Origin of the sequence: Pseudomonas sp. AL 58 (assembly GCF_036348395.1) — a bacterium.
GTDB lineage: Bacteria > Pseudomonadota > Gammaproteobacteria > Pseudomonadales > Pseudomonadaceae > Aquipseudomonas > Aquipseudomonas defluvii.
This window is the reverse complement of record NZ_JAZBQR010000007.1, coordinates 196,416-219,885: the sequence shown is the minus strand read 5'-3', so window position 1 is coordinate 219,885 and position 23,470 is coordinate 196,416. Positions and strand designations below refer to the sequence as shown.

Annotated in this window: 24 protein-coding genes and 1 riboswitch; of the genes, 14 read left to right on the top strand and 10 right to left on the bottom strand. The window is 60.6% G+C overall.

Annotation, left to right across the window (positions count from 1 at the left end; all coding sequences use genetic code 11):
* Positions 1 to 11: 11 nt before the first annotated feature.
* Genes UIA24_RS11500 through arsC form a run of 3 tightly spaced genes read right to left on the bottom strand, consistent with a single transcriptional unit; the run spans position 12 to position 1,382 of the window.
* Positions 12 to 434, bottom strand: a complete 423-nt coding sequence (locus UIA24_RS11500; RefSeq protein ID WP_330522873.1) for a DUF2069 domain-containing protein — start codon at positions 432 to 434, stop codon at positions 12 to 14.
* Positions 427 to 1,032: an NAD(P)H:quinone oxidoreductase gene (wrbA, locus tag UIA24_RS11495; RefSeq protein ID WP_065761847.1), complete on the bottom strand. Its 606-nt coding sequence runs from the start codon at positions 1,030 to 1,032 to the stop codon at positions 427 to 429. Before wrbA ends, UIA24_RS11500 begins: the two co-directional genes overlap by 8 nt.
* Positions 1,029 to 1,382, bottom strand: a complete 354-nt coding sequence (gene arsC / locus UIA24_RS11490; RefSeq protein ID WP_102053264.1) for an arsenate reductase (glutaredoxin) — start codon at positions 1,380 to 1,382, stop codon at positions 1,029 to 1,031. Before arsC ends, wrbA begins: the two co-directional genes overlap by 4 nt.
* 86 nt (positions 1,383 to 1,468) lie before the next feature.
* On the opposite strand from arsC, the gene UIA24_RS11485 reads away from it, so the two are divergent.
* Positions 1,469 to 1,933, top strand: a complete 465-nt coding sequence (locus UIA24_RS11485; protein WP_099775570.1) for a TlpA disulfide reductase family protein — start codon at positions 1,469 to 1,471, stop codon at positions 1,931 to 1,933.
* An 87-nt stretch (positions 1,934 to 2,020) separates the two neighbouring features.
* Here UIA24_RS11485 and UIA24_RS11480 read toward each other — a convergent pair whose 3' ends face one another.
* The 4 genes from UIA24_RS11480 to UIA24_RS11465 all read right to left on the bottom strand — a co-directional run bounded on the left by UIA24_RS11480 (position 2,021) and on the right by UIA24_RS11465 (position 6,713).
* A complete protein-coding gene (locus tag UIA24_RS11480) occupies positions 2,021 to 2,425 on the bottom strand; it encodes an META domain-containing protein (RefSeq protein WP_065761446.1) in 405 nt (134 codons plus the stop codon).
* A complete protein-coding gene (locus UIA24_RS11475) occupies positions 2,422 to 2,859 on the bottom strand; it encodes a hypothetical protein (RefSeq protein WP_099775569.1) in 438 nt (145 codons plus the stop codon). The genes UIA24_RS11480 and UIA24_RS11475 overlap by 4 nt, the downstream gene beginning before the upstream one ends.
* 31 nt (positions 2,860 to 2,890) lie before the next feature.
* Positions 2,891 to 3,880 (bottom strand): 2-hydroxyacid dehydrogenase, encoded by a 990-nt coding sequence (locus UIA24_RS11470; protein WP_330522872.1) that lies wholly within the window; start codon positions 3,878 to 3,880, stop codon positions 2,891 to 2,893.
* 67 nt (positions 3,881 to 3,947) lie between these two features.
* On the bottom strand, positions 3,948 to 6,713 hold the full coding sequence (locus UIA24_RS11465; RefSeq protein WP_330522871.1) for a response regulator: 2,766 nt from the start codon (positions 6,711 to 6,713) through the stop codon (positions 3,948 to 3,950).
* Between the two features lie 215 nt (positions 6,714 to 6,928).
* Here UIA24_RS11465 and UIA24_RS11460 point away from each other — a divergent pair, with 215 nt between their 5' ends.
* From UIA24_RS11460 to UIA24_RS11430, 7 genes are all read left to right on the top strand, one after another.
* The gene (locus UIA24_RS11460) at positions 6,929 to 7,645 is read left to right on the top strand and encodes a response regulator transcription factor (RefSeq protein ID WP_102053267.1); all 717 of its coding nucleotides are present in this window, start codon (positions 6,929 to 6,931) and stop codon (positions 7,643 to 7,645) included.
* Positions 7,646 to 9,058, top strand: coding sequence for a sensor histidine kinase (locus UIA24_RS11455; protein ID WP_330522870.1), 1,413 nt, complete (start codon positions 7,646 to 7,648; stop codon positions 9,056 to 9,058).
* A 34-nt stretch (positions 9,059 to 9,092) separates the two neighbouring features.
* Positions 9,093 to 9,995, top strand: coding sequence for a cysteine synthase CysM (gene cysM / locus UIA24_RS11450; RefSeq protein WP_330522869.1), 903 nt, complete (start codon positions 9,093 to 9,095; stop codon positions 9,993 to 9,995).
* Entirely contained in the window at positions 9,995 to 11,353 is a 1,359-nt protein-coding gene (gene rlmD, locus UIA24_RS11445; protein WP_330522868.1) for a 23S rRNA (uracil(1939)-C(5))-methyltransferase RlmD, read from the top strand. The genes cysM and rlmD overlap by 1 nt, the downstream gene beginning before the upstream one ends.
* A 100-nt stretch (positions 11,354 to 11,453) precedes the next feature.
* A complete protein-coding gene (relA, locus tag UIA24_RS11440) occupies positions 11,454 to 13,694 on the top strand; it encodes a GTP diphosphokinase (RefSeq protein WP_065761442.1) in 2,241 nt (746 codons plus the stop codon).
* Between the two features lie 83 nt (positions 13,695 to 13,777).
* The gene (mazG, locus tag UIA24_RS11435) at positions 13,778 to 14,608 is read left to right on the top strand and encodes a nucleoside triphosphate pyrophosphohydrolase (RefSeq protein WP_065761443.1); all 831 of its coding nucleotides are present in this window, start codon (positions 13,778 to 13,780) and stop codon (positions 14,606 to 14,608) included.
* Between the two features lie 26 nt (positions 14,609 to 14,634).
* Positions 14,635 to 15,174 (top strand): DUF2058 domain-containing protein, encoded by a 540-nt coding sequence (locus tag UIA24_RS11430; protein ID WP_065761444.1) that lies wholly within the window; start codon positions 14,635 to 14,637, stop codon positions 15,172 to 15,174.
* Positions 15,175 to 15,267: 93 nt separating this feature from the next.
* Here UIA24_RS11430 and UIA24_RS11425 read toward each other — a convergent pair whose 3' ends face one another.
* From UIA24_RS11425 to purM, 3 genes are read right to left on the bottom strand one after another with little or no spacing between them, the layout of a single operon-like run.
* Complete coding sequence (locus UIA24_RS11425) at positions 15,268 to 15,978, bottom strand: DUF3108 domain-containing protein (protein ID WP_065761445.1); 711 nt, start codon at positions 15,976 to 15,978, stop codon at positions 15,268 to 15,270.
* An 8-nt stretch (positions 15,979 to 15,986) separates the two neighbouring features.
* Positions 15,987 to 16,640 (bottom strand): phosphoribosylglycinamide formyltransferase, encoded by a 654-nt coding sequence (gene purN, locus UIA24_RS11420; protein ID WP_099775565.1) that lies wholly within the window; start codon positions 16,638 to 16,640, stop codon positions 15,987 to 15,989.
* On the bottom strand, positions 16,640 to 17,698 hold the full coding sequence (gene purM / locus UIA24_RS11415; RefSeq protein ID WP_099775564.1) for a phosphoribosylformylglycinamidine cyclo-ligase: 1,059 nt from the start codon (positions 17,696 to 17,698) through the stop codon (positions 16,640 to 16,642). The genes purN and purM overlap by 1 nt, the downstream gene beginning before the upstream one ends.
* 343 nt (positions 17,699 to 18,041) lie before the next feature.
* Between purM and UIA24_RS11410 the strand changes: the two genes are divergently transcribed.
* The 6 genes from UIA24_RS11410 (at position 18,042) to UIA24_RS11385 (ending at position 23,126) form a co-directional block, all read left to right on the top strand.
* The gene (locus tag UIA24_RS11410; RefSeq protein ID WP_065760511.1) at positions 18,042 to 19,094 is read left to right on the top strand and encodes a DUF2066 domain-containing protein; all 1,053 of its coding nucleotides are present in this window, start codon (positions 18,042 to 18,044) and stop codon (positions 19,092 to 19,094) included.
* 12 nt (positions 19,095 to 19,106) lie between these two features.
* Positions 19,107 to 20,180 carry an AI-2E family transporter gene (locus UIA24_RS11405; RefSeq protein ID WP_099775563.1) on the top strand — a complete coding sequence of 358 codons (1,074 nt, stop codon included), beginning with the start codon at positions 19,107 to 19,109 and terminating at the stop codon, positions 20,178 to 20,180.
* Positions 20,181 to 20,336: 156 nt separating this feature from the next.
* On the top strand, positions 20,337 to 21,041 hold the full coding sequence (gene hda, locus UIA24_RS11400; RefSeq protein ID WP_065760513.1) for a DnaA regulatory inactivator Hda: 705 nt from the start codon (positions 20,337 to 20,339) through the stop codon (positions 21,039 to 21,041).
* Positions 21,042 to 21,155: 114 nt separating this feature from the next.
* A complete protein-coding gene (locus UIA24_RS11395; protein WP_065760514.1) occupies positions 21,156 to 21,791 on the top strand; it encodes a C40 family peptidase in 636 nt (211 codons plus the stop codon).
* Between the two features lie 132 nt (positions 21,792 to 21,923).
* Positions 21,924 to 22,460 carry a C40 family peptidase gene (locus tag UIA24_RS11390; RefSeq protein WP_099775561.1) on the top strand — a complete coding sequence of 179 codons (537 nt, stop codon included), beginning with the start codon at positions 21,924 to 21,926 and terminating at the stop codon, positions 22,458 to 22,460.
* An 18-nt stretch (positions 22,461 to 22,478) separates the two neighbouring features.
* Positions 22,479 to 23,126, top strand: coding sequence for an O-methyltransferase (locus UIA24_RS11385; protein WP_330522867.1), 648 nt, complete (start codon positions 22,479 to 22,481; stop codon positions 23,124 to 23,126).
* A gap of 85 nt (positions 23,127 to 23,211) precedes the next feature.
* A riboswitch (cobalamin riboswitch) is annotated at positions 23,212 to 23,432 on the top strand.
* The last annotated feature ends 38 nt before the right edge of the window (positions 23,433 to 23,470 follow it).

Sequence of the window (23,470 nt, the reverse complement as noted above, 5' to 3'; positions counted from 1 at the left end):
GATCGCTGGGCTCAGTGTTGCGCCGAGCCTTCACCCGCCAGTTTGCGGTCATACTGAAACCGCCAGCGCACATACAGCAAGGCGCTGATGAACAGCGCCAGGCTCAGCAGCACTTCCAGCCAGCCGAACAGTGCCCGGTCCGGGACGAAGGTGGCCTGTACACCGCTGATGAAATACAGGTTTACCACGAAGCAGATCCAGGCATGAGCGCGCGCACTGCCCAGCAGTATGCCCGGCATCAGTATCAGCAACGGTACCAGTTCGACGCCGAGAATCACCCAGGAGCGCGCGCCATGCAGCTCGGCGAACAGCAGGGTGTTGACGCTCAACAGAGCGATCAAGCCGACGAATGTCGCCAGGCTCAGCGCCCGGCTGATACGCACACGTGGAGCCAACCACTCCAGTGGGGGCAGTATTTTCGGCTTCTTAGCCACGGCCGTTCTCCAGTAGCGTAGCGGTGCTCGCCAAGCGTTGGCCGAGCGCCCGGCACAGGGCGATTTCATCGGCGTCCAGGGCGCGCTTGCCGTCAGCTCCGGCGTGGTGGCTGGCGCCATAAGGGGTGCCACCTCCACGGGTTTCCAGCAGCGCCGACTCGCTGTAGGGCAGGCCCATGATCAACATGCCATGGTGCATCAGCGGCAGCAGCATGGACAGCAGCGTCGATTCCTGGCCGCCATGCAGGCTGGCAGTGGAGGTGAACACCGCGGCGGGTTTGCCGACCAGGCCGCCGCTCAGCCAGAGGCTGCTGGTGCTGTCGATGAAGTACTTGAGAGGTGCGGCCATGTTGCCGAAGCGAGTCGGGCTGCCCAGTGCCAGGCCGGCACAATTACGCAGGTCGTCAAGGCTGGCATACAACGCACCGTTTTCCGGGATGCTCGGGGCAACGGCTTCGCACTCGCTGGAAATGGCCGGTACGGTGCGAATACGGGCTTCCAGGCCGCCCAGTTCAACGCCACGGGCAATCTGCCGGGCCATCTCACTGGTGGAGCCATGGCGGCTGTAATACAGAATGAGGATGTAGGGCGTGCTCACGAAAGGATCTCCAGCACCTTTTCGGGTGGCCGGCCAATCACGGCGTTGTCGCCCGCGACCAGAATCGGTCGCTCGATCAGTTTCGGGTGGCTGACCATGGCGGCAATCAGTTCATCTTCGGATAGGGCAGGGTTTGCCAGGTCGAGGCTCTTGTACTCGTCTTCGCCACTGCGCAGCAGTTCACGGGCTGTCATTCCCAGTTTGCCGAGCAGGCTGCGCAGCGTCGCCGCGTCGGGTGGTGTTTCCAGGTAGCGTACTACGGTTGGCGCCAGGCCGCGGGCCTCGAGCAGTTCCAGCGCACCACGGGATTTGGAGCAGCGTGGGTTATGGTAAAGCGTCAAGTCGGTCATGTTCGGGTCGCATCCAGCATGAAGTGGCGGCTATTCTAACCGCAGCGACTTCGCATTTTGCTTGAATATTCAATAAGGATTGACCCATGACAAGGCGATTGGCAGCAGTACTGGCGATCACTACGAGCCTGTTGCTCGGCGGTTGCGGCGCAGACTATGGGCTGGATCAAAATGGCCGCAAAGTGGCGGCCGAACACGTGGATGGGCGTTGGCTGGTGCTCAACTATTGGGCTGAATGGTGTGGCCCGTGCCGTACGGAGATTCCGGAGCTCAATGCAGTGGCCAAAGACCTGCAGGCCAAGGGCGTGACGGTGCTCGGGGTGAATTTCGACGGCCTGCGCGGTGATGAGCTGAAAAAGGCCAGTGATGCGCTGGGGATCGGGTTCACCGTGCTTGCTGACGACCCGGCCGAGCGCTTTGAGTTGCCGCGCAGTGAGGGTTTGCCGGTCACTTACATCATTGACGACAAGGGCAAGGTGCGCGAGCAGTTGCTGGGTGAGCAGACCGCAGCGGGCATTACCGAGAAGCTGACCGCACTCAAGGGCGCCTGATCCGTCGGTATCCCGCGCAGCCAGGCAGTGGTTTGCGCGTCCCTGCAGGGGCCAGCAATGCCGGCCCCTGCAGAACATGACGGGTACTTAGCCTTCTTCAGGCCAAAAACGCAGTGGCTTGCCTTGTGCTGGCCAGAACCGTACCTGTTCGATTGGCGAGATGTCCCAGCGTTCGACCTCTCCCAATGCCTGCAGGAAACGTTGCTCCTGTTCCATCAGTGCCGGTGCGCAGCGCTTGCGGGTGCTGCCAATTTTACCGAAGCTCAGTTTGTTTCCGTCCAGCTGATACGGCGCGAACCAGTGGTTGCAGCCCGCATTGCCATACGCCCGGCCATCGGCTGCCAAGGTCAGCGTCAGGTGGCTGTAGTCCATCAGTGGCCGTTCGCCAATCCATTCCAGTATGTAGCTTTGCTCCTGCTCAAGCTTCATTGGCTCGGCAGCGCAGCCGACCAGGCCTGCGGCTGCCAGGGCCGATAACAGAAGTTGTTTCACTGCGCCTGCCCCCGGCATTTCGGGCACGTATGTTTGTCGCCCTGGGTGGTCCAACCCAGTTCGGCAATACGCGCCACGGCGGCGGGTTGTTGGGCCTTGTTGCCCAGCTTGGCGTCTACCGCGAACTCGAAGTCGAGGCTGGCTTGGCAGCTGTCGCAGTTGACTTGCCACTGATGGATCGCCAGTTCGCCGAAGACCGGGCCACTGGCCACGGCTACCCATTGACCGGGCGGGTTGATCAGGTGGCGTACTTTTTCCACGGTAAGGCGCATTGACAGGGTCTTGCTGCCCTTGAGGGTCACCAGCAAGACATCGTCATTGTGGATTGAGCCACCATTGCCAGTGACCTGGTAGCGACCTGGTGCCAGAGAGCGGCATTCGATCAGGGTGTGTTGCGGATTAAACAGGTTGTAGCGGAAATCGTGTTCGACCATGGGTCCTCCAAATCTGCCGCGTATCCTAGCATCAACCTTCGACCAGATTCTGCGGATTCCCGACCGCCCAGCGGGCAATGTTTTCCAAGGTGGTCTGGGCAATGGCGGCCAGGGCTTCATGAGTAAGGAACGCCTGGTGGGCGGTGATGATCACGTTGGGGTAGGTCAGCAGCCGCGCCAGCACATCATCCTGTAGAGGTTGGTCGGAGCGATCTTCAAAGAACAGCTGTGCTTCTTCCTCGTAGACGTCCAGGCCCAGGTAGCCGAGTTGGCCGCTTTTCAGGGCATCACTCAGAGCTGGGGTGTCCACCAGCGCGCCACGGCCGGTGTTGATCAACATCGACCCGCGTTGCATCAACGCCAGGCTCTGCTGATTGATCAGGTGGCGGGTTTGCTCGGTCAAGGGGCAATGCAGGCTGACGATGCGTGCCTGAGCCAACAACTCCGGCAACGGTAGGTAGCGTGCGCCAAGATCCTGCATTTGAGGGTTGGGGAAGGGGTCGTAGGCCAGTAGCTGGCAGCCGAAGCCGGCCATGATTCGTGCAAAGGCCAAGCCTATCTGGCCGGTACCGATCACCCCGACGGTTTTGCCGTAGAGGTCGAAGCCTGTCAGCCCATGCAGGCTGAAGTCGCCTTCGCGGGTGCGGTTATAGGCCCGGTGCAGGCGTCGATTGAGGGCCAGAATCAATGCCACGGCGTGTTCGGCGACGGCGTGCGGTGAATAGGCTGGCACGCGCACCACGCTCAGCCCCAGGCGTTTGGCGGCCTTCAGGTCAATATGGTTATAGCCGGCCGAGCGCAAGGCGATCAGCTGCGTGCCTCCGGCCGCCAGATGCTCCAGCACCGGTGCTGACAAATCATCGTTGATGAAGGCGCAGACAATCTCATGGCCTGCCGCCAGCATGGCGGTAGCCTCGGTCAGGCGCGCAGCCTGGAAGTTCAGGGTCAGCCCTTCCATGGCGGGCGCGGCACGGAAACTCTCCTGGTCGTATGTCTGGCTGCTGAAAAATAGTGCGCGCATGGCAAAGCTCCTTGGCATCGAATGCCGCCAGTTTAAACAACAGCCACGCCGCTGGCTTTGTCTCAGGTCAGACGCTCAGCCGCGCCTGGGCGCTGAGCCGGGCAAGGGCGCGATCCAGTTCGTCGAGGGCCTGTTGGGCTTGCGGCGCATTTTGTTTAAGTAACGTCTCGCAGCGCTGGCAGGCGGCGCGCAGTTGCGGCACACCACAATAGCGGGTGGCGCCATTGAGACGGTGAACCCGTTCGATCAGCGCGGTGCGGTCACTCGCATGGCGTGCGGTACGGATGGCATCGCGGTCGGCGTCCAGTGAGGCCAGCAGCATTGCCAGCATGTCAGCCGCCAGGTCCGGTTTACCTGCGGCCAGACGCAGGCCTTCTTCCGGGTCGAGTACTTTGAGTTCGGCACTGTCGACCGGGCGCTCGCTGAAACGTTCTACAGGCGGCTTGGCCAGTGAGAGCCCCGTCCATTTCAGCAGGACCTGGGCCAATTGCCGCTCACTGACTGGCTTGGTCAGGTAGTCGTCCATACCGCTGTGCAGCAAGGCGAGTTTTTCGTTGGCCATCGCGTGGGCGGTCAGTGCCACGATCGGCAGCGCTGCGCTATCGTTTTCGGTTTCCCAGAGACGTATTTGTTCGGTGCATTCGCGCCCGTCCATGCCCGGCATCTGTACGTCCATCAGAACGAGGTCGAAGCAGTCCTCCTGTACCGCCTTGATCGCCGCGCTGCCGCTATCGACGGCCTCTACCGAGGCGCCAAGGTCTTCCAACAGTGTTTGTACCAGGAGCAGGTTGGCAGGGTTGTCGTCGACACACAGCACTTTGGGTTGGCGCTGCCCCGGCACTTGACGCGTCAGTTCTGCCTCACTGCGTCGTGGTTCGGTCAAATCCAGCAGGGCGCGGCGCAGTTTGCGGGTACAGGTTGGTTTGACCTGCAATTGGCTGTGCGGGTTCGGCAGGCAGGCTTGAAACGCGCGTTGCTCGGTGGTCGGGCACAGCACCATGGTCTGGCAACCCTGTTTTTCGAGGGTTTGCACGTGCTGACCAAGTCGCTCAGGGGACAGGTTGGCAAGGCTTACGCCGAGCACCGCCAACTCAAATGGCTGGCCGGCCAGGCGAGCCGCATCAATGCCATTGAGCAACTGATCGAGCGTGTTGAACACCGTAATGCTCAGCCCGCAGTCCTGCAGTTGGTGCTGCAGGGCCTGGCACGCCAGGGGGTGCGGGTCGATTATGGCGGTGCGGCGTCCCTGCAGCGACGATGGCGGCAGGTCTTCAGCATCATCCAGGGCTTTAGGCAAGCGTAGGCTGACCCAGAACTGAGAGCCTTCGCCCGGGGTACTGTCGACACCAATTTCGCCGCCCATCTGTTCAATCAGTCGCTTGGATATCACCAGCCCTAGCCCCGTTCCACCTGGCTGGCGGGAGAGGGAGTTATCGGCTTGGCTGAATGCCTGGAACAGGGCACGCACGTCTTGCGGCGACAGCCCGATGCCTGTGTCCTGAACGCTGATGCGCAGGTGGACACTGTCCTCCTGATCATCGTCGTCATCCTCTAGCATCACACGTGCGACGATGGTGCCCTCACGCGTGAACTTGATGGCGTTGCTGACCAGGTTAGTGATGATCTGCTTCAGTCGCAGCGGGTCGCCAACCAGCGACAACGGGGTGTCGCGGTAAATCACGCTGACCAGTTCAAGCTGCTTGGCGTGGGCCGAAGGGGCGAGAATGGTCAGGGTTTCCTGAATGACGTCGCGCAGGTTGAACGGAATGCTGTCGAGCACCAGTTTCCCAGCCTCGATTTTCGAGAAGTCGAGAATCTCGTTGATGATGCCCAGCAGGTTGTCGGCAGACTTCTCAATGGTGCCCAGGTACTCAAGCTGGCGCGGGCTCAGCTCGCTTTTCTGCAGCAGGTGGGTAAAACCGAGGATGCCATTGAGCGGGGTGCGGATCTCATGGCTCATGTTGGCCAGAAACTCTGACTTGATCCGGCTGGCTTCCAGGGCTTCCTTGCGCGCCATATCCAGTTCGATGTTCTGGATCTCGATGGTTTCCAGGTTCTGACGAACATCCTCTGTTGCCTGGTCGATGCTGTGCTGCAGTTCTTCATGGGCGTTTTGCAGGGTTTGGGCCATGCGGTTGATGCCGTCGGCCAGCTCATCCAGTTCGTAACTCCCCAGCCTAGGTAGGCGTTGCTCCAGGTTGCCGTCCTTGAGCTGGTTCACCGCATGCTTGATCTGCCCTAGAGGGCCGTTAATGGTCCGGCTTATGCGCAAGGCAACCAGGGCGGTTACAACCAGGCCGATGAAAATCAGCAGCATGCTGGCAAAGAGGCTGCGGTAGCCCCGTAGGAGTGTGCCGTCATGGGACAGTTCGACTTCCACCCAGCCGAGCAGGCGGTGGGATTCGCCGGGAATCAATTCGCCCGCCAGATCGCGATGGCGGCCAAATACCGGTAGCAGATAGCGCGTCGCGTCGCTGCCGCTGCGCTGCAACAACTGGGTTGTGTCGCCATTGGGTGCCTGGTTGAGCATGCTCGGTCCGGCATGGGCAAGGCTGCTGCGGTCGGGCGCAAGAAAACCTACCGCACGTACATCGGCTTGTTCCAGTGCCTGAGCGGCGATGCGCTCCAGTTGTGCGGGGTTGTTGCTGACCAGTGCCGGTGCCACCAGAGGGGCCAGTTGCTCCGCAATCATCTTGCCGCGTTGCAGCAGTTGGGACTGCAACTCGTTTTGCTGCAGCCAGGTGAAATAGCCACCCAGTACCAGCGCCATCAGGCTGGTCGGCAAGAGCGCGAGCAACAGCACACGGCTTCTGATACCCAATCTATTCAGCACGCCACTCTCCTGTGCTCAGGCAATTGCTGTAAGACGCCGTAAGATCCAAGTGGCGGCCCAAGTCGGAAAATTACCGCGACTATCGAAGCAATGCACTCATTTGTATCTACTTTTATCTTTTTGTGGGAATTTTCCTAGATGTTTGTCGGTAATTGGTTGCTTGATGCGTGTGTAATCTGAATAATCATGTTATTGAGAATTACTAGCGTCTACCAATGAGTCCCGTAATTACGCCTGTCCCCAACATTCTTGCAATCGAAGACGACCCGATCCTGGGTAGCTACGTGCATGAACAGATGCAACGCAGTGGCTTTCGGGTGACCTGGTGCCGGGATGGCGGTGAGGGGTTGGCGCTGGCAACGCGTGAGCCTTTCGATGTCGTGTTGATGGATATCCTGCTGCCGGGATTGAATGGCCTGGATGCCTTGTCGCAGTTGCGTGCGTGCAGTTCGACACCGGTCATTCTGATGTCCGCCCTGGGCGCGGAGGCCGACCGTATCAGTGGCTTTCAGCGAGGCGCGGACGATTACTTGCCCAAGCCTTTCAGCATTGCTGAGTTACGGGTGCGGGTCGAAGCGATCCTGCGCCGGGTTGCACTGGAGCGACGCCACCAGCAACCCGAGCCGATGCTTTCAGGCGGGCTGCTGTTCGATGAGCGGATCACTGATGTGTGTTTCGAGCAGCGCTGGGCCGGGCTGACCCCCAGTGAATATCGCCTGCTGGAAACCCTTCAGCGCAATGTCGAAGAGGTACTGAGCAAGCCGTTCCTCTACCAGCAGGTACTGCAGCGCGGTTACTCCCGGCACGACCGTAGCCTGGATATGCATGTGAGCCAGATTCGCCGGAAACTGAAGCGCATTGGTTACCTGGAGCGGCAAGTGCTGACTGTTTGGGGCAAAGGCTACCGGCTCAGCGCTGTCGAGGCCGGTTAAGTGCCCGGTCGTTATTCACTGTTCTGGAAGCTGGCCGTTCTGCTGGTGGGCTTCTGCCTGCTGATGATCGCGTTGAGCTGGACCTGGGGCCGTCAAATGGAGACCCGTACAGCCTTTCTCTCAAGCACCGCACGAGCAACGCTCGAGGCGTATGCAGCAGACGCCGAACAGGCCTGGCGACGCGGCTCAGAGGCGGCGGTCGACGATTGGCTGGAAGGTGTGCGTCGCCGTGAAGGTGTCTGGGTCGGGGTCATTGGCCGTGATTTGCAATCCCTTGGCAGCCTGCCTTTGAGTGACGCCGAAAGCCAGCGCCTGACCGCCCTGCGCGGGGTTGATTGGCCGATCAGTCGCCGCGCCACGCAGCCCCCCTGGATCAAGCTGCCTTTTCCCCTGGACGCCACTCAGGGCAGTCTGGTCATCGAGTTGCCGCAGCGATTGATGCCCCAGCGCCATGTCACGTTGCTCTGGGCCGTGGTTATCAACGGGCTGATTCCTGGTCTGTTGACGTTACTGTTCTGTGTCGGGCTCTACCGCATGTTGATCATGCCGTTGAACCAACTGCGTCACCAGGCCAACGCCTGGCGGGCCAATCAGCTTTCAGCGCGGGTAGCCAGTACGACCACCAGCCGGCGTGATGAACTTGGCGAGCTGGGGCGTGCATTCGATGATATGGCCCAACGGCTACAACGCACCGTTACTCTGCAGCAGCAGTTGCTGCGAGACTTGTCTCATGAGTTGCGTACGCCCCTCAGTCGGTTGCGTGTTGCCTGTGACTCGGAGGTTGATGAGCGGGGCTTGCGTGAGCGCTTGAGCCGCGAGGTCGACGGCATGCAGCGGCTGGTTGAAGATGCGCTGCAACTGGCATGGCTTGATGCTGAGCAAAGCCCTCTGACCAGAGAGCCGATCCAGGTACAGGCACTGTGGGAGATGCTGGTCGAGGATGCCTGTTTTGAAAGTGGCTGGTCGGCGGATCAACTGCAGTGCTCGCTGGACGGCTCCTGCTGGGTGCTGGGTAACCTCAACAGCCTGGCCCAGGCATTGGAAAACATTCTGCGCAATGCCATCCGGCATTCACCTGCCGAAGGTGTGATTCGCCTGAGTGGACGCCATAGCGGCAGCCTGTGGGTCCTCTGGATAGACGATCAGGGGGGCGGCGTGGCCAAGGGCGAACTGGAACGTATTTTCGATCCTTTCGCCCGGTTGGATGGTTCACGCCCCGGTGATGGCGGCTTTGGCCTGGGGTTGAGCATCGCCCGCAATGCGCTGACGCGCCAAGGCGGGCAGCTATGGGCGCAGAATACTGATGAAGGTCTGCGGCTGCTGATGCAATTGCCTGCTGCAACCGAGCTTATAGCTCAAGGCTATAAGGAGCATACATTGCGTGATATGGGCGCACGCCGTTTGCCGGTATGATGAATACCCCCGCAGTCTGGATTGCGAATACGCCATGACCTTGCAGTACCCTACGATCGCCGATTGCGTCGGCAACACGCCCTTGGTTCGCCTGCAGCGCATTGCTGGCGATACGAGCAACACCCTCCTGCTCAAGCTTGAAGGCAATAACCCGGCAGGTTCGGTCAAGGACCGGCCAGCGTTGTCGATGATTACCCGTGCCGAACTGCGCGGGCAGATCAAGCCGGGTGACACCCTGATCGAAGCGACCTCGGGTAATACCGGGATTGCCCTGGCCATGGCAGCGGCGATCAAGGGCTACAAGATGATTCTGATCATGCCGGACAACTCCAGCGCCGAGCGCAAGGCGGCCATGACCGCCTACGGTGCCGAGCTGATCCTGGTCAGTAAGGAAGAGGGCATGGAAGGTGCCCGCGATCTGGCCGGGCGGCTGCAGGCCGAAGGCCGTGGCCAGGTGCTCGACCAGTTCGGCAATGGTGATAACCCTGAAGCCCATTACGTCAGCACTGGCCCGGAAATCTGGCGCCAGACCCAGGGCACCATTACCCATTTCATCAGCTCCATGGGTACCACCGGTACCATCATGGGCTGCTCGCGCTACCTGAAGGAGCAGAACCCGGCGGTGCAGATCGTCGGCCTGCAGCCGATGGAAGGCTCTGCTATTCCTGGCATTCGCCGTTGGCCGCACGAGTACCTGCCGAAAATCTTCGAGGCCGAGCGCGTTGACCGTGTGGTCGATATGGCCCAGGCCGAGGCAGAAGACACCACCCGCCGTCTGGCCCGTGAAGAAGGTATTTTCTGTGGCGTGTCCTCTGGCGGTGCCGTGGCGGCCATGTTGCGCCTGTCTCGCGAGGTAGAGAACGCGGTCATGGTGGCGATCATTTGCGACCGTGGCGACCGTTACCTGTCGACCGGCATTTTTGACGCTGGTAACTGATGTCCAAGAATAAACGTAATAGCGGCCTGCGCTTTCAGCCGGCCGGCGGCAGCCGTACCCCACAGGTTCCTGTTGGCAAGAAGCAGCGCCTGACACTCGAACGCTTGTCCGGCGACGGCCGTGGCATCGCATTTGTTGAGGGGCGTACCTGGTTTGTCAGCGGTGCGCTGGCGGGTGAAGAGGTCGAAGCGCGGGTGCTCAGCGCCCATGGCAAGGTGGTCGAGGCACGTCTGGAGCGTGTATTCAGCGCCAGCCCGCTGCGGCGTACGGCCCCTTGCGCGCATGCGGCCCGTTGCGGTGGCTGCAACCTGCAGCACCTGCCCCATGCCGAGCAGTTGGCGCTCAAGCAGCGCCTGCTCGCCGAACAGTTGCAGCGTGTAGCGGGCGTTGAGCCTGAGCACTGGGCACCGCCGCTGAGTGGGCCTGAGTTCGGCTACCGGCGGCGTGCGCGCGTTGCAGTGCGTTGGGATGCCCGCGCCAAACACCTGGAGGTTGGTTTCCGTGCCGAGGCCAGTCAGGATATCGTTGCGATCGATGAATGTCCGGTGCTGGTCGACGCCCTGCAGCCGATCATGCAGCAGTTGCCTGCCGTGTTGCGCGGCTTGCGCAAACCTCAAGTGATCGGCCATGTCGAATTGTTCAGCGGTACGGCGCTGGCGCTGTTGCTGCGCCATACCGCTCCGCTGGCGGAGGGCGATCTACAGCAACTGCAGGCGTTCTGTAACGACGCTGGCGTGCAACTCTGGTTGCAGGGAGAGGGTGAGCCGACCGCGGTTGATCCGAGCCAGGCGTTGGGTTTTGTTCTTGAGCCGTGGGGCCTGGAGCTGGCTTACCGCCCAGGTGACTTCGTTCAGGTCAATGCCCAGGTCAATACCGCGATGATCGAACAGGCACTGGCCTGGTTGGCACCGCAGAATGACGAGCGTGTGCTTGACCTGTTCTGCGGCCTGGGTAACTTCGCTTTGCCACTCGCCCGACAAGCCCGCGAAGTCGTGGCGGTGGAAGGGGTGCAGACCATGGTCGAGCGTGCCGCGGAAAACGCCCGCAGTAATAATTTGCATAACGTGCGCTTTTTTCAGGCCGATTTGTCCCAACCTCTGGCAGGCATGGAGTGGGCCGGTGAGGGCTTTTCTGCGGTACTCTTGGATCCACCACGGGACGGTGCGCTTGAGGTGGTCAGAAATATTGCGAACCTGGGTGCCAAGCGTCTGGTCTATGTTTCGTGTAACCCGGCCACTCTGGCGCGCGATACCCAAGCGTTGCTCGGGCAGGGTTACCGGTTAAAGTGTGCCGGGATACTCGACATGTTTCCTCAGACGGCCCATGTCGAGGCCATGGCGTTATTCGAGGCGGGCTAGCGTAGCAAGCCCGTTCGGCGGTTGCCCCTTGGATCCGGCAGGGGCAACGCCTGTGATTTCAAGCGCATTACGTATGCGCGGTAGGGAAAGGTAAACAAAGATGGTACAGGTGAGAGTGCACCAGCCGGTCAACACCGACGGTAGTATCAATCTCGAGGCATGGCTGGATCATGTGGTCAGCGTCGATACGGCGCTGGACCGGGAAGCCCTCAAGGCCGCCTGTGAGTTCACCCAGGATGTCGAGAAAAAGGGCAACCCGGCCAAGCATTCCTGGGCCGACGGTACGTCGAGTTTTCAGGCCGGGCTTGAGATCGCGGAAATTCTCGCTGATCTGAAGCTTGATCAGGATTCTCTGGTGGCCGCGGTCATCTATCGCTCTGTGCGCGAAGGCAAGGTAACCCTGGCCGAGGTGGGCCAGCGCTTTGGTCAGGTCGTGTCCAAGCTGATCGATGGTGTGCTGCGTATGGCGGCCATCACCGATAGCCTCAATCCGCGTCATTCCTTGGTACTTGGCTCTCAGGCGCAGGTTGAAAACCTGCGCAGGATGCTCGTGGCCATGGTCGACGATGTGCGCGTGGCCCTGATCAAGCTGGCTGAGCGCACGTGTGCGATCCGTGCGGTGAAGAGTGCCGACGACGAGAAGCGCCACCGGGTCGCCCGCGAAGTGTTCGATATCTACGCGCCGTTGGCGCATCGCCTGGGTATCGGGCATATCAAGTGGGAGCTGGAAGACCTGTCCTTCCGCTACCTGGAGCCTGAACAGTACAAGCAGATCGCCAAGTTGCTGCATGAGCGCCGGCTGGATCGCGAGCGCTTCATTTCTGATGTCATGAATCAGCTGCAGAACGAACTGCTGGCTACCGGGGTCAAGGCTGACATCAGTGGCCGTGCCAAGCATATCTATTCGATCTGGCGCAAAATGCAGCGCAAGGGCCTGGAGTTCAGCCAGATCTACGACGTGCGGGCGGTGCGCGTGCTGGTTCCGGAAATGCGCGACTGTTATACCGCGCTGGGTATCGTGCATACCCTTTGGCGGCACATTCCCAAGGAGTTCGACGACTACATCGCCAACCCCAAGGAGAATGGTTACCGCTCCCTGCATACTGCGGTTATCGGCCCAGAGGGCAAGGTACTGGAGGTTCAGATCCGTACCCACGCCATGCATGAAGAGGCCGAGCTCGGCGTCTGTGCGCATTGGCGCTACAAGGGCACGGATGTCAAATCCAGCTCCAACCACTATGAAGAGAAAATTTCCTGGCTGCGTCAGGTCCTCGAGTGGCATGAAGAGCTGGGCGATATTGGTGGCCTGGCTGAACAGTTGCGGGTCGACATCGAGCCGGATCGGGTCTATGTCTTTACCCCGGACGGGCATGCCATTGACCTGCCCAAGGGCGCGACCCCGCTCGACTTCGCCTACCGCGTGCATACCGAAATTGGCCACAACTGCCGCGGCGCCAAGATCAATGGGCGGATCGTACCCCTCAACTACAGCCTGCAGACCGGTGAGCAGGTCGAAATCATCACCAGCAAGCACGGTAATCCGAGCCGTGACTGGCTGAACACGAACCTGGGCTATGTCACCACCTCGCGGGCACGGGCCAAGATCGTACACTGGTTCAAGCTGCAGGCCCGTGATCAGAACGTTGCCGCAGGCAAGACCTTGCTTGAGCGTGAACTCACGCGGCTGGGCCTGCCTCAGGTGGACTTTGAGCGCCTGGCGGAAAAAGCCAACGTCAAGACCGCCGAGGATATGTTTGCTTCGTTGGGCGCCGGCGACTTGCGCCTGGCCCATTTGGTCAACGCCGCACAGCAACTGGTGGAACCGGAGCGTGTTGAGCAACTGGAGTTCATCACCCGCAAGGCGACCGGTATCAAACCGGGCAAGCGCGGTGATATCCAGATCCAGGGCGTGGGTAACCTGCTGACGCAGATGGCGGGTTGCTGCCAGCCGCTGCCGGGGGATGCCATCGTTGGCTATATCACCCAGGGCCGCGGCGTGACCATCCACCGTCAGGATTGCGCTTCGGCGTTGCAGTTGGCCGGGCGTGAGCCGGAGCGGATCATCCAGGTAAGCTGGGGGCCGGTACCGGTGCAGACGTATCCGGTGGATATCGTCATCCGTGCCTACGACCGTCCGGGCTTGCTGCGTGACGTCTCTCAAGTGCTGCTTAACGAGAAGATCAACGTGCTGGCGGTCAACACCCGCTCGAACAAGGAAGACAACACTGCGCTGATGTCGCTGACCATCGAAATTCCGGGGCTTGATGCACTAGGACGCTTGTTGGGGCGTATTTCGCAATTGCCGAACATCATCGAGACGCGGCGTAATCGTACTTCCTGAGGTGCTTTCGCCTGCACTGCCAGTTTCCCCGGGAGCTGCAGTGCGGGCGATGATGCCAGGCCCTCCGACACAGAGAACCCAAGATGTACACCCTAGACGACTTGCTTCATCTCATGGCGCGCCTGCGTGATCCGCAGTACGGTTGCCCGTGGGACCTCAAGCAGACCTACGCGAGCATTGTTCCCTACACGCTTGAAGAAGCCTACGAGGTGGCTGATGCCATCGAACGCAGTGATTTCGAGCACCTGCAAGGTGAGTTGGGCGATCTGCTGTTTCAGGTGGTGTATTACAGCCAATTGGCCCGGGAGGAGGGGCGCTTCGAGTTTGAGGCTGTAGTCGATAGCATCACTCGCAAACTGATTCGTCGTCATCCCCATGTGTTTCCAACGGGGGAGCTGTATGCGCCGCTGGATACGCCGCGCCTCGATGAAGGCCAGGTCAAGCAGCGCTGGGAAGAAATCAAGGCTCAGGAGCGCGCCGAGAAGGCCGAGCCTGAGCAGTTGTCGCTGCTCGATGACGTGCCGGCAGCCTTGCCGGCCTTGTCGCGAGCGGCCAAGCTGCAAAAACGTGCGGCTCAGGTCGGCTTTGACTGGCCTGATGCCTTGCCTGTGTTGGACAAGGTCCGTGAGGAGCTCGATGAAGTGCTCCAGGCCATGGCCGACAATGACCCGGCGGCATTGGCCGACGAGGTGGGCGACTTGTTGTTTGCCGCCGTCAATCTGGCGCGGCATGTGAAAGTCGATCCGGAAACCGCGCTGCGTGGCGCCAATGGCAAGTTCGAAAGACGCTTCCGTTTTATCGAACAGGCATTGCGCGATATGGGCCGTCCGATCGAAGATTGCACCCTCGAAGACTTGGACGCGCTCTGGGGCGAGGCCAAACGTCAGGAAAAGAACCTGTCCAGCTGCGGCTGAACTGTTGCATAAGTGAGTAAGCATCCATGAGTCTTTCCCTTCGTGACCAATTGCTCAAGGCCGGTCTGGTCAACCAGAAGCAGGTCAAGCAGGTCACCAAAGAGCAGAAGAAGCAAAAACGCCTGGAGCATAAAGGCCAGGTAGAAGTTGATGACACCCAGCAGCGTCTGGCCAAGGAAGCCATGGCCGAGAAGGCCAAGCGCGACCAGGAGCTGAACCGTCAGCAGCAGGAGAAGGCCGAGCAGAAGGCCCGTGCTGCTCAGGTCAAGCAACTGATTGAAGTGTCGCGCTTGCCCAAGCTGAACACTGAGGACTACTACAACTTCGTGGACGACAAGAAGGTCAAGCGCCTGTCGGTCAACGCCCTGATGCGGAGCAAGCTGAGCAGTGGCTCGTTGGCTATCGTTCATCACGGTGGAGGTTACGAAGTGATTCCACGTGAAGCTGCGCTGAAGATCCAGGAGCGTGATCCCAAGCGTATCGTCCTGCTCAACACTCAGGTTGAGGAGCCGGATGCCGATGATCCGTACGCGGCCTATCAGATCCCTGATGATCTGATGTGGTAAAGCGACAAACCCCGCTTCGGCGGGGTTTGTCGTTATTGGCGCTGATACTAAAAACCCCGCACAGCGCGGGGTTTTCAGGTGTGCTGTCGGGCTTCAGTTGCCTTTGACAGGTTTTCCGTCGACCGTACCGTCCTGCAGTATGATCACGTATTCCTTGCCGTCGGTTTCAACCTGGCGCAGTTGTACCAGCAGGTAGTCCCAGTCCTTGGCGAACCACAGTTCAGTGATGCGCTTGCTCTGGCTTGGGTCGCGTACGCGCTCGACCTTGATGGCGTCAACCTGGCCGGCCTTGGTCGAGACTTTCTCTGTGCCCAGGACGCGGAAGTCGTAGGTGTCGATCTCGTCGCCATCGACCACTTGGTAGCTGATGCTTTTCTTGCCAGCGGCAACGTCATGTTGCAGTGCAAGCTGATACGAGGACTTGTCCAGCACGCCACGGTTGAGTGGCAGCTTTACGGCATCTCCACGGTCGGTGCCGGTGATCATGTTGCTTGACCAGTCGAAGTCCAGATCAACTTTTTTCGCCTTGCCCAAGCCGCCACGTTCGAAGTGGTAGGTTTGTGGCAGCAGGGTGTCCTTGTCCATGCGCAAGGTGCTTTGCTCGGTCAGGCTGGCGATCATCATCGCGGCCTTGAAGTTGAGGCTCCAGGTACCGTTGGCATTCTTGACCAGGCTGCGCTCGGCGGTGCCGCTCATGGGCAGCTGTTTCCAGTCGGCGGTGTAGCTGGCCGAGTAGGGCTTCAGCTCGGCTGCCTGAAGCGGTAACGCAAGCACGGCGAGGGCGAAAAGCAGGGCGCGACGCATAAAATCTCCTAGGGTCGAATCAAGTGGCCGCTGGCCGCCAGAGGCTGGCCATCCATTAACGCACCGGTTTCGCCCAAGCGTAAACGACCTTCAGCGAACCAGCGAACAGCCAGCGGGTAAATCTGATGTTCCTGGCGGTGAACCCTTTGTGCCAGGCTTTCTGGCGTGTCGTCCAACTCTACCGGTATTACTGCTTGTACGACCAGTGGTCCGCCGTCGAGTTCCTCGGTGACGAAGTGGACACTGCAGCCATGTTCGCGATCGCCGGCTTCCAGCGCGCGTTGATGGGTGTGCAGGCCCTTGTACTTGGGCAGTAGGGAGGGGTGGATGTTCAACAGCCGGCCCTGATAGTGGCGGACGAATCCGGCACTGAGAATGCGCATGAACCCGGCCAGTACGACCAGTTGCGGTGAGTAGCCGTCGATCAGCTCGATCAACGCCGCATCGAACGCCTCGCGGCCATCGAAGGCCTTGTGGTCGAGTACGGCGGTGTCGATGCCTGCATCGCGGGCGCGTTGCAGGCCGTAGGCATCGGCGCGGTTGGAAATCACCGCGCGGATCCGCACCGGGTTGCCCTCGGTGCGGGTGCTGTCGATCAGCGCTTGCAGGTTGCTGCCGGAACCCGACAGCAGTACCACTACATCACAGAGCGTGCTCGGCATTAGTGCGCCTTGAGGTTTTTCAGCTCGACCTGGGCAGCGCCCTCGGCAGCGGCGGCGATCTGGCCGATCACCCATGGCTGCTCGCCGGCTTCACGCAGCACGTCCAGCGCGCGCTGGACATCGTCCTGAGCCACGCAGATGACCATGCCGACGCCGCAGTTCAGTACGCGGTGCATTTCGGTCTCGTTGACGTTGCCTTGCTCTTGCAGCCAGTTGAACACGGCTGGACGCTCCCAGCTGGCGACATCGACAACCGCCTGTGCGCCTTTTGGCAGTACACGCGGGATGTTGTCGAGCAGGCCGCCGCCGGTGATGTGCGCCATGGCCTTGACCGCGCCAGTCTCCTTGATCAGCTTGAGCAGTGGCTTGACGTAGATGCGGGTCGGGGCCATCAGCAGGTCGGTCAGCGGTTTGCCGTCGAGCTGGATGTTCTCGATGTCCGCGCCAGCGACTTCGATGATCTTGCGGATCAGCGAGTAGCCGTTGGAGTGCGGGCCGGACGATGGCAGGGCGATCAGCGCGTCGCCGTTGGCAACACGGGAGCCGTCGATGATGTCGGCTTTCTCGACCACGCCGACGCAGAAGCCTGCCAGGTCGTAGTCTTCGCCTTCGTACATGCCCGGCATTTCGGCGGTTTCACCACCGACCAGCGAGCAGCCAGCCAGTTCGCAACCCGCGCCAATACCGGTAACCACCTGGGCTGCGGTGTCGACGTTGAGCTTGCCAGTGGCATAGTAGTCAAGGAAGAACAGTGGCTCGGCGCCACAGACCACCAGGTCGTTCACGCACATGGCGACCAGGTCGATGCCGATGCTGTCGTGCTTGTTCAGGTTCAGCGCCAGACGCAGCTTGGTGCCGACACCGTCGGTACCCGAGACCAGAACCGGCTGTTTGTAGCCGGCCGGGATTTCGCAGAGGGCGCCAAAACCGCCCAGGCCGCCCATGACTTCCGGGCGCGCCGTGCGCTTGGCCACGCCTTTGATGCGTTCGACCAATGCTTCACCGGCGTCGATGTCTACACCGGCGTCCTTGTAGCTCAGGGAGGGTTGCTTGCTCATGATCCAGGCCTTTAGGGGGGAGGGATTCGGGGGAATCGACCGTGACCTGCCAGGCAAAGCGGAGGTTTTCCTGCTGCCTGACCGTCGCCGGTCTGCGAAGGCGCGCGATTTTATCAGGGTTACCGGGTAGCGGCCATCCTCAGGCCGACGGGTAGAGCCTCAATCGACAGAAAAATGATGATTAACCACCTGCGACTGGTTGCCGCGCCATGGGCTGTATAAGGTATAGCCATGGTGTACTGATGAAAATGCCGTGACGATTGAATGTTTTACCGGGGCCTGTGGTCTCAACCCCGGGCGCGGTCAAGCGGTGCCTCTATTTATGAATGGACGGGAGTCCCACATGCGTTTGTGCTCATATCTGGTCCTCGGCTGTGTCGCGCTGTTTGGCCTGACCGCTCAGGCCGAAACCCTCTCCGGTTTGTACCAGGTGCGTCAACCGGTCAGCGGCCAAGGCGCCGAGGCACGCACCCAGGCTACCGAACAGGCGCTCAATACCCTGGTGTTGCGCCTGACCGGTGACAGTAAAGCCCTGCAGAACCCCGCCGTCGTGGCCCTTCGCAAAGACCCGCAACAGATCATCAGTCAGTTTGGCTATGAAGCCGGCCCGCCCGAAACCCTGTTGGTGGACTTCGACCCGGGCACAACTGATCGGGCGCTGCGCCAGGCGGGCTTGGCCCTGTGGGGGAATAATCGTCCGGCGATTCTCGGTTGGTGGTTGAACGATAGCGCTGAAGGTTCGAACCTGGTCGGCGACGGGCAAAGCAGTGCCGTGGCGTTGCGTCGTGCGGCCCAGCACCGTGGTCTGCCTCTGCGCTTGCCGCTGGGGGATCTGGGCGAGCAGTTGGTCGCTACCGCGAAAAACCTGGAAGGTACCGACCCGGCGCCGTTGCGCGATGCCTCCGAGCGTTATGGTGCCGATGCGTTGTTGGCAGTGCATGCCACCGAGGCCGACGGCAAATGGCAGGGTACCTGGCGCCTCTGGCAGGGCGACCAGCGTGAGCAGGGCAAGGTTGAGGGTGCGGACCCAGCAGCCCTGGCCGATGCGGTCATGCTGGCAGTGAGCAGTCGTTTGGCGTCGCGATTCGTTGCGCGCCCGGGAGCCAGCAGTGAAATGCAGCTACAGGTGCAAGGTGCGAATCTGGAGCGTTATGCCGAGTTGGGCCGTGTGCTGGAGCCATTTGGTGCACGCTTGGTCAGTGCCGAGAAGGACGTACTGACCTACTCGGTCACCGGTAGCAGTGAGCAACTGCGTGCCCAGCTTGGCCTGGCCAGGTTGCAGGAGGTGCCTGCAAGCACGCCGATCGCGACTGCGCCGGTCAGCGCTGATCCGGCGGTTGCCGGTACAAGCGCTGCGTCTGTTCAGCCGTTCAATGGCCTGCGTTTTCGCTGGTAAAGGGAGTTACTGATGACGGGTACGCGCCGCTGGGTGTGGTTGGGCATGGCGTTGCTCTGTGCAGCCCTGGTGTATTGGTTGCACGCGATTCTCTCGCCATTCCTGGTCGGGATCATGCTGGCGTACCTGGCCGACCCGCTGGTTGATCGGCTGGAACGTGCAGGGCTGTCACGCACCTGGGGTGTGGTAGTGGTCTTCAGTCTGTTCGGACTGGTGTTGCTGGCCCTGTTGCTGGTGTTGATTCCCATGCTGGCCAAGCAACTGGTGCGGCTCTATGAGCTGACACCGCAGATGCTGGATTGGTTGCAACACGTAGCATTGCCCTGGGTGCAGGCGCGCCTGGGGCTGGCGGACGGTTTCTGGCGTTTCGACAAGGTCAAGGCCGCGATCAGTGCGCATATGGGGCAAACCAGCGACATCGTCGGTGTGGTGTTGTCTCAGGCGACGGCATCGGGCCTGGCGTTGCTCGGCTGGTTGGCCAACCTGGTCTTGATTCCAGTGGTGGGTTTCTACCTGCTGCGCGATTGGGACCTGATGATGGCCCGGTTGCGCAGCCTGTTGCCGCGTCAGCGTGAGGCCCAAGTGGTCGTGCTGGCTGGCGAGTGTCACGAAGTGCTGGGGGCGTTCGTTCGTGGCCAGTTGCTGGTAATGCTGGCGCTGGGCGTGATCTATGCGGCCGGGTTGATGCTGGTCGGGCTTGAGCTCGGCTTGTTGATCGGTGTGCTGGCCGGGCTGGCCGCCATCGTGCCGTACATGGGGTTTATCATCGGCATTGGCGCGGCAATAGTCGCCGGGCTGTTCCAGTTTGGCGGCGAGTTGTATCCGCTGCTCGGCATTGTCGCCGTGTTCATGATTGGCCAGATGCTCGAAGGGATGGTGTTGACGCCCATGCTGGTCGGCGATCGCATTGGCCTGCACCCGGTGGCGGTGATTTTCGCCATACTTGCCGGCGGTGAGTTGTTCGGCTTTACCGGTGTGTTGCTGGCCTTGCCCGTTGCGGCGGTGATCATGGTTTTGGTGCGGCATGTCCATGACCTTTATAAAGAATCCGATATTTATGCGGGCCAGATCGATCCTGATCTTTAGGCTGATATCAGAAGGCTTGCACTCGTGTCAGGCATCTAATGCAAGCCTTTGATTTTGCTTATGGTCTTCTGCGATTGTGCGAGTGACCTCACGGGTATAAACTTTGCAGACTTTTCAAGAAAGGCCCTTTGCGGCTTCCCAAGCCGCCCAGCCAGCATGAAACCGATCCAGTTGCCCCTGGGTGTGCGTCTACGTGATGACGCCACCTTCATCAACTACTATCCGGGTGCCAACGCCGCAGCATTGGGCTACGTCGAGCGACTCTGCGAAGCCGACGCCGGCTGGACCGAAAGCCTTATCTATCTGTGGGGCAAACAGGGCGTGGGTCGCACTCACCTGTTGCAAGCGGCCTGCCTGCGTTTTGAGCAGATGGGCGAGCCGGCGGTCTATCTGCCGCTGGCGCAGTTGCTCGACCGTGGCATAGAACTGCTGGATAACCTCGAACAGTACGAGCTGGTCTGCCTCGACGACTTGCAGGCCATTGCCGGCAAGCCAGAGTGGGAAGAGGCGATGTTTCACCTGTTCAACCGCCTGCGTGACAGCGGTCGACGGTTGTTGATTGCCGCGTCCAGTTCGCCTCGCGAGCTGCCGATCAAGCTGGCTGACCTCAAGTCGCGCCTGACCATGGCGCTGATCTTCCAGATGCGTGCATTGTCCGATGAAGACAAGCTGCGCGCCCTGCAACTGCGTGCTTCGCGCCGTGGCCTGCACCTGACCGATGAGGTTGGGCACTTCATTCTTACCCGTGGCACCCGCAGCATGAGTGCGCTGTTCGATCTGCTCGAACGCCTCGATCAGGCGTCGCTGCAAGCGCAGCGCAAGCTTACGATCCCCTTTTTAAAGGAAACCCTGGGCTGGTAGCGGCGATCTAGAGCCTCGGCACATAAAAGTCACATTTTTTTCGATTGAATTTGCAAATCGACTCGATAGAGGGCATAGTTTCCCCCTCATTGAACTCTAGACACGGTCGTGCCCATGCTAAATCGCTTCGCACCCCTCGTGCCCCTCGCACTTGTAACCCTGCTTTTTGGCTGCGCGGCGCATAGCCCTGTATCGCAGCAGCAGGAGCAGCAATCCATCGCTGCTCATCACGGTTCGGTCAAATCCTCTGGCACCTCTTCGGTGTTTGATGAAGAACTGGCTACTGAAGAAGAGCTGAGCGAGTTCGGCAGCAGCAAGCCTTACCAGCTGCCTGCGCTGGCCGATAACATTCTTGAGCGCGGTATGTCCCTGATCGGTACCCGTTACCGTTTCGGCGGTACTTCCGAGGCCTCGGGCTTCGATTGCAGCGGTTTCATCGGTTATCTGTTTCGTGAAGAAGCTGGCATGAAGCTGCCTCGCTCTACCCGCGAGATGATCAACGTCAAGGCACCACAGGTTGCGCGTAACAACCTCAAGCCTGGCGATTTGCTGTTCTTCAGCACCAATGGTCGCGGCCGTGTCAGCCACGCCGGTATCTACCTGGGCGACGATCAGTTCATTCACTCCAGCAGCCGTCGTAGCGGTGGTGTGCGAATCGACAGCCTTGGCGATCGCTACTGGAGCAAAACCTTCATCGAAGCCAAGCGCGCGCTGGCAATGGCGGGTCCGACCACCATTTCGCGTAACTGAGCCTCGATCAGGTTTGACACGGCGACGTAGCCCTCGGGTGCGTCGCCGTACTTGTTTTTAGAAAGCGTCTAATCTTCACTACCACTATTTTCTGGCCAAGTGCCAGCCGGCTTCAGACAGGATGCTCTGACTATGTCGATGATGGCGCGTTTCGCTGTACTTGCCCTGGCAGCCCTGCTGGGCGCCTGCTCAACCCAGGCTCCGGCCCCGCGAGTGGTCGAGCCTGCGGTCATGGCACCGCAAGTCTATTTCTCCCCGGTTGCCGAAGATGTACTGTTCCGCGCCTTGGGCCTGGTGGGTACGCCGTATCGTTGGGGTGGCAACACGCCGGACTCCGGATTCGATTGCAGCGGCCTGATCGGCTATGTTTATCGTGATGCCGCAGGTATTTCCCTGCCGCGTTCTACCCGCGAGATGATCGGCATTCGTGCGCCGAACATCGAACGTAATGCGCTGCAGTCTGGCGATCTGGTGTTTTTTGCCACCAATGGTGGCTCCGAGGTCAGCCATGCCGGTATCTATGTGGGCGAAGGGCGTTTTGTCCATGCGCCTCGTACCGGTGGTACGGTGCGACTGGACTACCTCGCGAACAGCTATTGGCAAAAGGCTTACCTGAACGCCAAGCGTGTGCTGCAACCGCCGCAGCCGAACCTGGCACGTAACCCCTGATCTGAATCGAGGTGGGCGATGACCGGTCAGACGCTCTACCTCGACGATGCCCTCTATCACTACCTGCAAGGTGTTTCACTGCGTGAGACGCCGCTGTTGGCGCGTCTGCGTGCTGAAACCCAGGCGTTGCCAGAGGCGCGCTGGCAGGTTGCGCCCGAACAGGGGCAGTTGCTCGCCTTGCTGATACGGTTGATCGGTGCCCGTCGAGTCATCGAGGTGGGTACCTTCACTGGCTACAGCGCCCTGTGCATGGCGCAAGCCATGGATGCGGGGCATTTGCTGTGTTGCGACCTGCCAGGCGATTACAACGCCACGGCACAGCGCTACTGGCAAGAGGCCGGTGTTGCCGAGCGTATCGAGTTGCGCCTGGGGCCGGCGCTGCAAACCCTGGCAACACTCGATGCAGAATCCTTCGACTTGATCTTCATTGATGCCGATAAGGCCAATTACCCGCGTTACCTGGAGGAAGCCTTGCGCGTGCTGCGTCCGGGTGGCCTGCTGGTGTTCGACAACACCCTGTGGAGTGGGCGCGTGCTTCAGGTCGTACCGGACAGTGAAGACACCCGTGCAATCCAGGCGCTGAACGCGGCATTGAAGGACGACCTGCGGGTGGATTTGTCGTTGCTGCCGCTGGGGGATGGGCTGACCTTATGCCGCAAGCGCTGAACGTGTCTGTCGTGCCTCGCGCATGGCACGGCGTCAGCAGATCGTTCTGACAGCTTTAATTGACGCTCCCGGCCCAACCCTCTAACCTTCGCGACTTGTTTCAGGTGCTCTGCAGCCGTGGCGGTTGGCAGGGTGAAACAGGGAAGCCGGTGGGCGCTTGCAGCGCGATTCCGGCGCTGCCCCCGCAACGGTAGGTGAGTCAAGGTTACGCAGGGCCACGGGGTCTACGACCCGGGAAGGCGCGTCGCCAGGGTGTGCATGACCCCGCTCACAAGCCCGGAGACCGGCCTGTTACAGCCAACGGCATCACGGAGGGTGATGCGCGGTACGCCGGCCTCTGGCCG

What these genes read in the sequence shown, in the direction of transcription:
- arsC (WP_102053264.1), bottom strand. Translation starts at nt 1,382, where the DNA reads ATGACCGACTTGACGCTTTACCATAACCCACGCTGCTCCAAATCCCGT.
- UIA24_RS11485 (WP_099775570.1), top strand. Translation starts at nt 1,469, where the DNA reads ATGACAAGGCGATTGGCAGCAGTACTGGCGATCACTACGAGCCTGTTG.
- UIA24_RS11475 (WP_099775569.1), bottom strand. Translation starts at nt 2,859, where the DNA reads ATGGTCGAACACGATTTCCGCTACAACCTGTTTAATCCGCAACACACC.
- UIA24_RS11470 (WP_330522872.1), bottom strand. Translation starts at nt 3,880, where the DNA reads ATGCGCGCACTATTTTTCAGCAGCCAGACATACGACCAGGAGAGTTTC.
- UIA24_RS11460 (WP_102053267.1), top strand. Translation starts at nt 6,929, where the DNA reads ATGAGTCCCGTAATTACGCCTGTCCCCAACATTCTTGCAATCGAAGAC.
- cysM (WP_330522869.1), top strand. Translation starts at nt 9,093, where the DNA reads ATGACCTTGCAGTACCCTACGATCGCCGATTGCGTCGGCAACACGCCC.
- rlmD (WP_330522868.1), top strand. Translation starts at nt 9,995, where the DNA reads ATGTCCAAGAATAAACGTAATAGCGGCCTGCGCTTTCAGCCGGCCGGC.
- relA (WP_065761442.1), top strand. Translation starts at nt 11,454, where the DNA reads ATGGTACAGGTGAGAGTGCACCAGCCGGTCAACACCGACGGTAGTATC.
- mazG (WP_065761443.1), top strand. Translation starts at nt 13,778, where the DNA reads ATGTACACCCTAGACGACTTGCTTCATCTCATGGCGCGCCTGCGTGAT.
- UIA24_RS11430 (WP_065761444.1), top strand. Translation starts at nt 14,635, where the DNA reads ATGAGTCTTTCCCTTCGTGACCAATTGCTCAAGGCCGGTCTGGTCAAC.
- UIA24_RS11425 (WP_065761445.1), bottom strand. Translation starts at nt 15,978, where the DNA reads ATGCGTCGCGCCCTGCTTTTCGCCCTCGCCGTGCTTGCGTTACCGCTT.
- purN (WP_099775565.1), bottom strand. Translation starts at nt 16,640, where the DNA reads ATGCCGAGCACGCTCTGTGATGTAGTGGTACTGCTGTCGGGTTCCGGC.
- purM (WP_099775564.1), bottom strand. Translation starts at nt 17,698, where the DNA reads ATGAGCAAGCAACCCTCCCTGAGCTACAAGGACGCCGGTGTAGACATC.
- UIA24_RS11410 (WP_065760511.1), top strand. Translation starts at nt 18,042, where the DNA reads ATGCGTTTGTGCTCATATCTGGTCCTCGGCTGTGTCGCGCTGTTTGGC.
- UIA24_RS11405 (WP_099775563.1), top strand. Translation starts at nt 19,107, where the DNA reads ATGACGGGTACGCGCCGCTGGGTGTGGTTGGGCATGGCGTTGCTCTGT.
- hda (WP_065760513.1), top strand. Translation starts at nt 20,337, where the DNA reads ATGAAACCGATCCAGTTGCCCCTGGGTGTGCGTCTACGTGATGACGCC.
- UIA24_RS11395 (WP_065760514.1), top strand. Translation starts at nt 21,156, where the DNA reads ATGCTAAATCGCTTCGCACCCCTCGTGCCCCTCGCACTTGTAACCCTG.
- UIA24_RS11390 (WP_099775561.1), top strand. Translation starts at nt 21,924, where the DNA reads ATGTCGATGATGGCGCGTTTCGCTGTACTTGCCCTGGCAGCCCTGCTG.
- UIA24_RS11385 (WP_330522867.1), top strand. Translation starts at nt 22,479, where the DNA reads ATGACCGGTCAGACGCTCTACCTCGACGATGCCCTCTATCACTACCTG.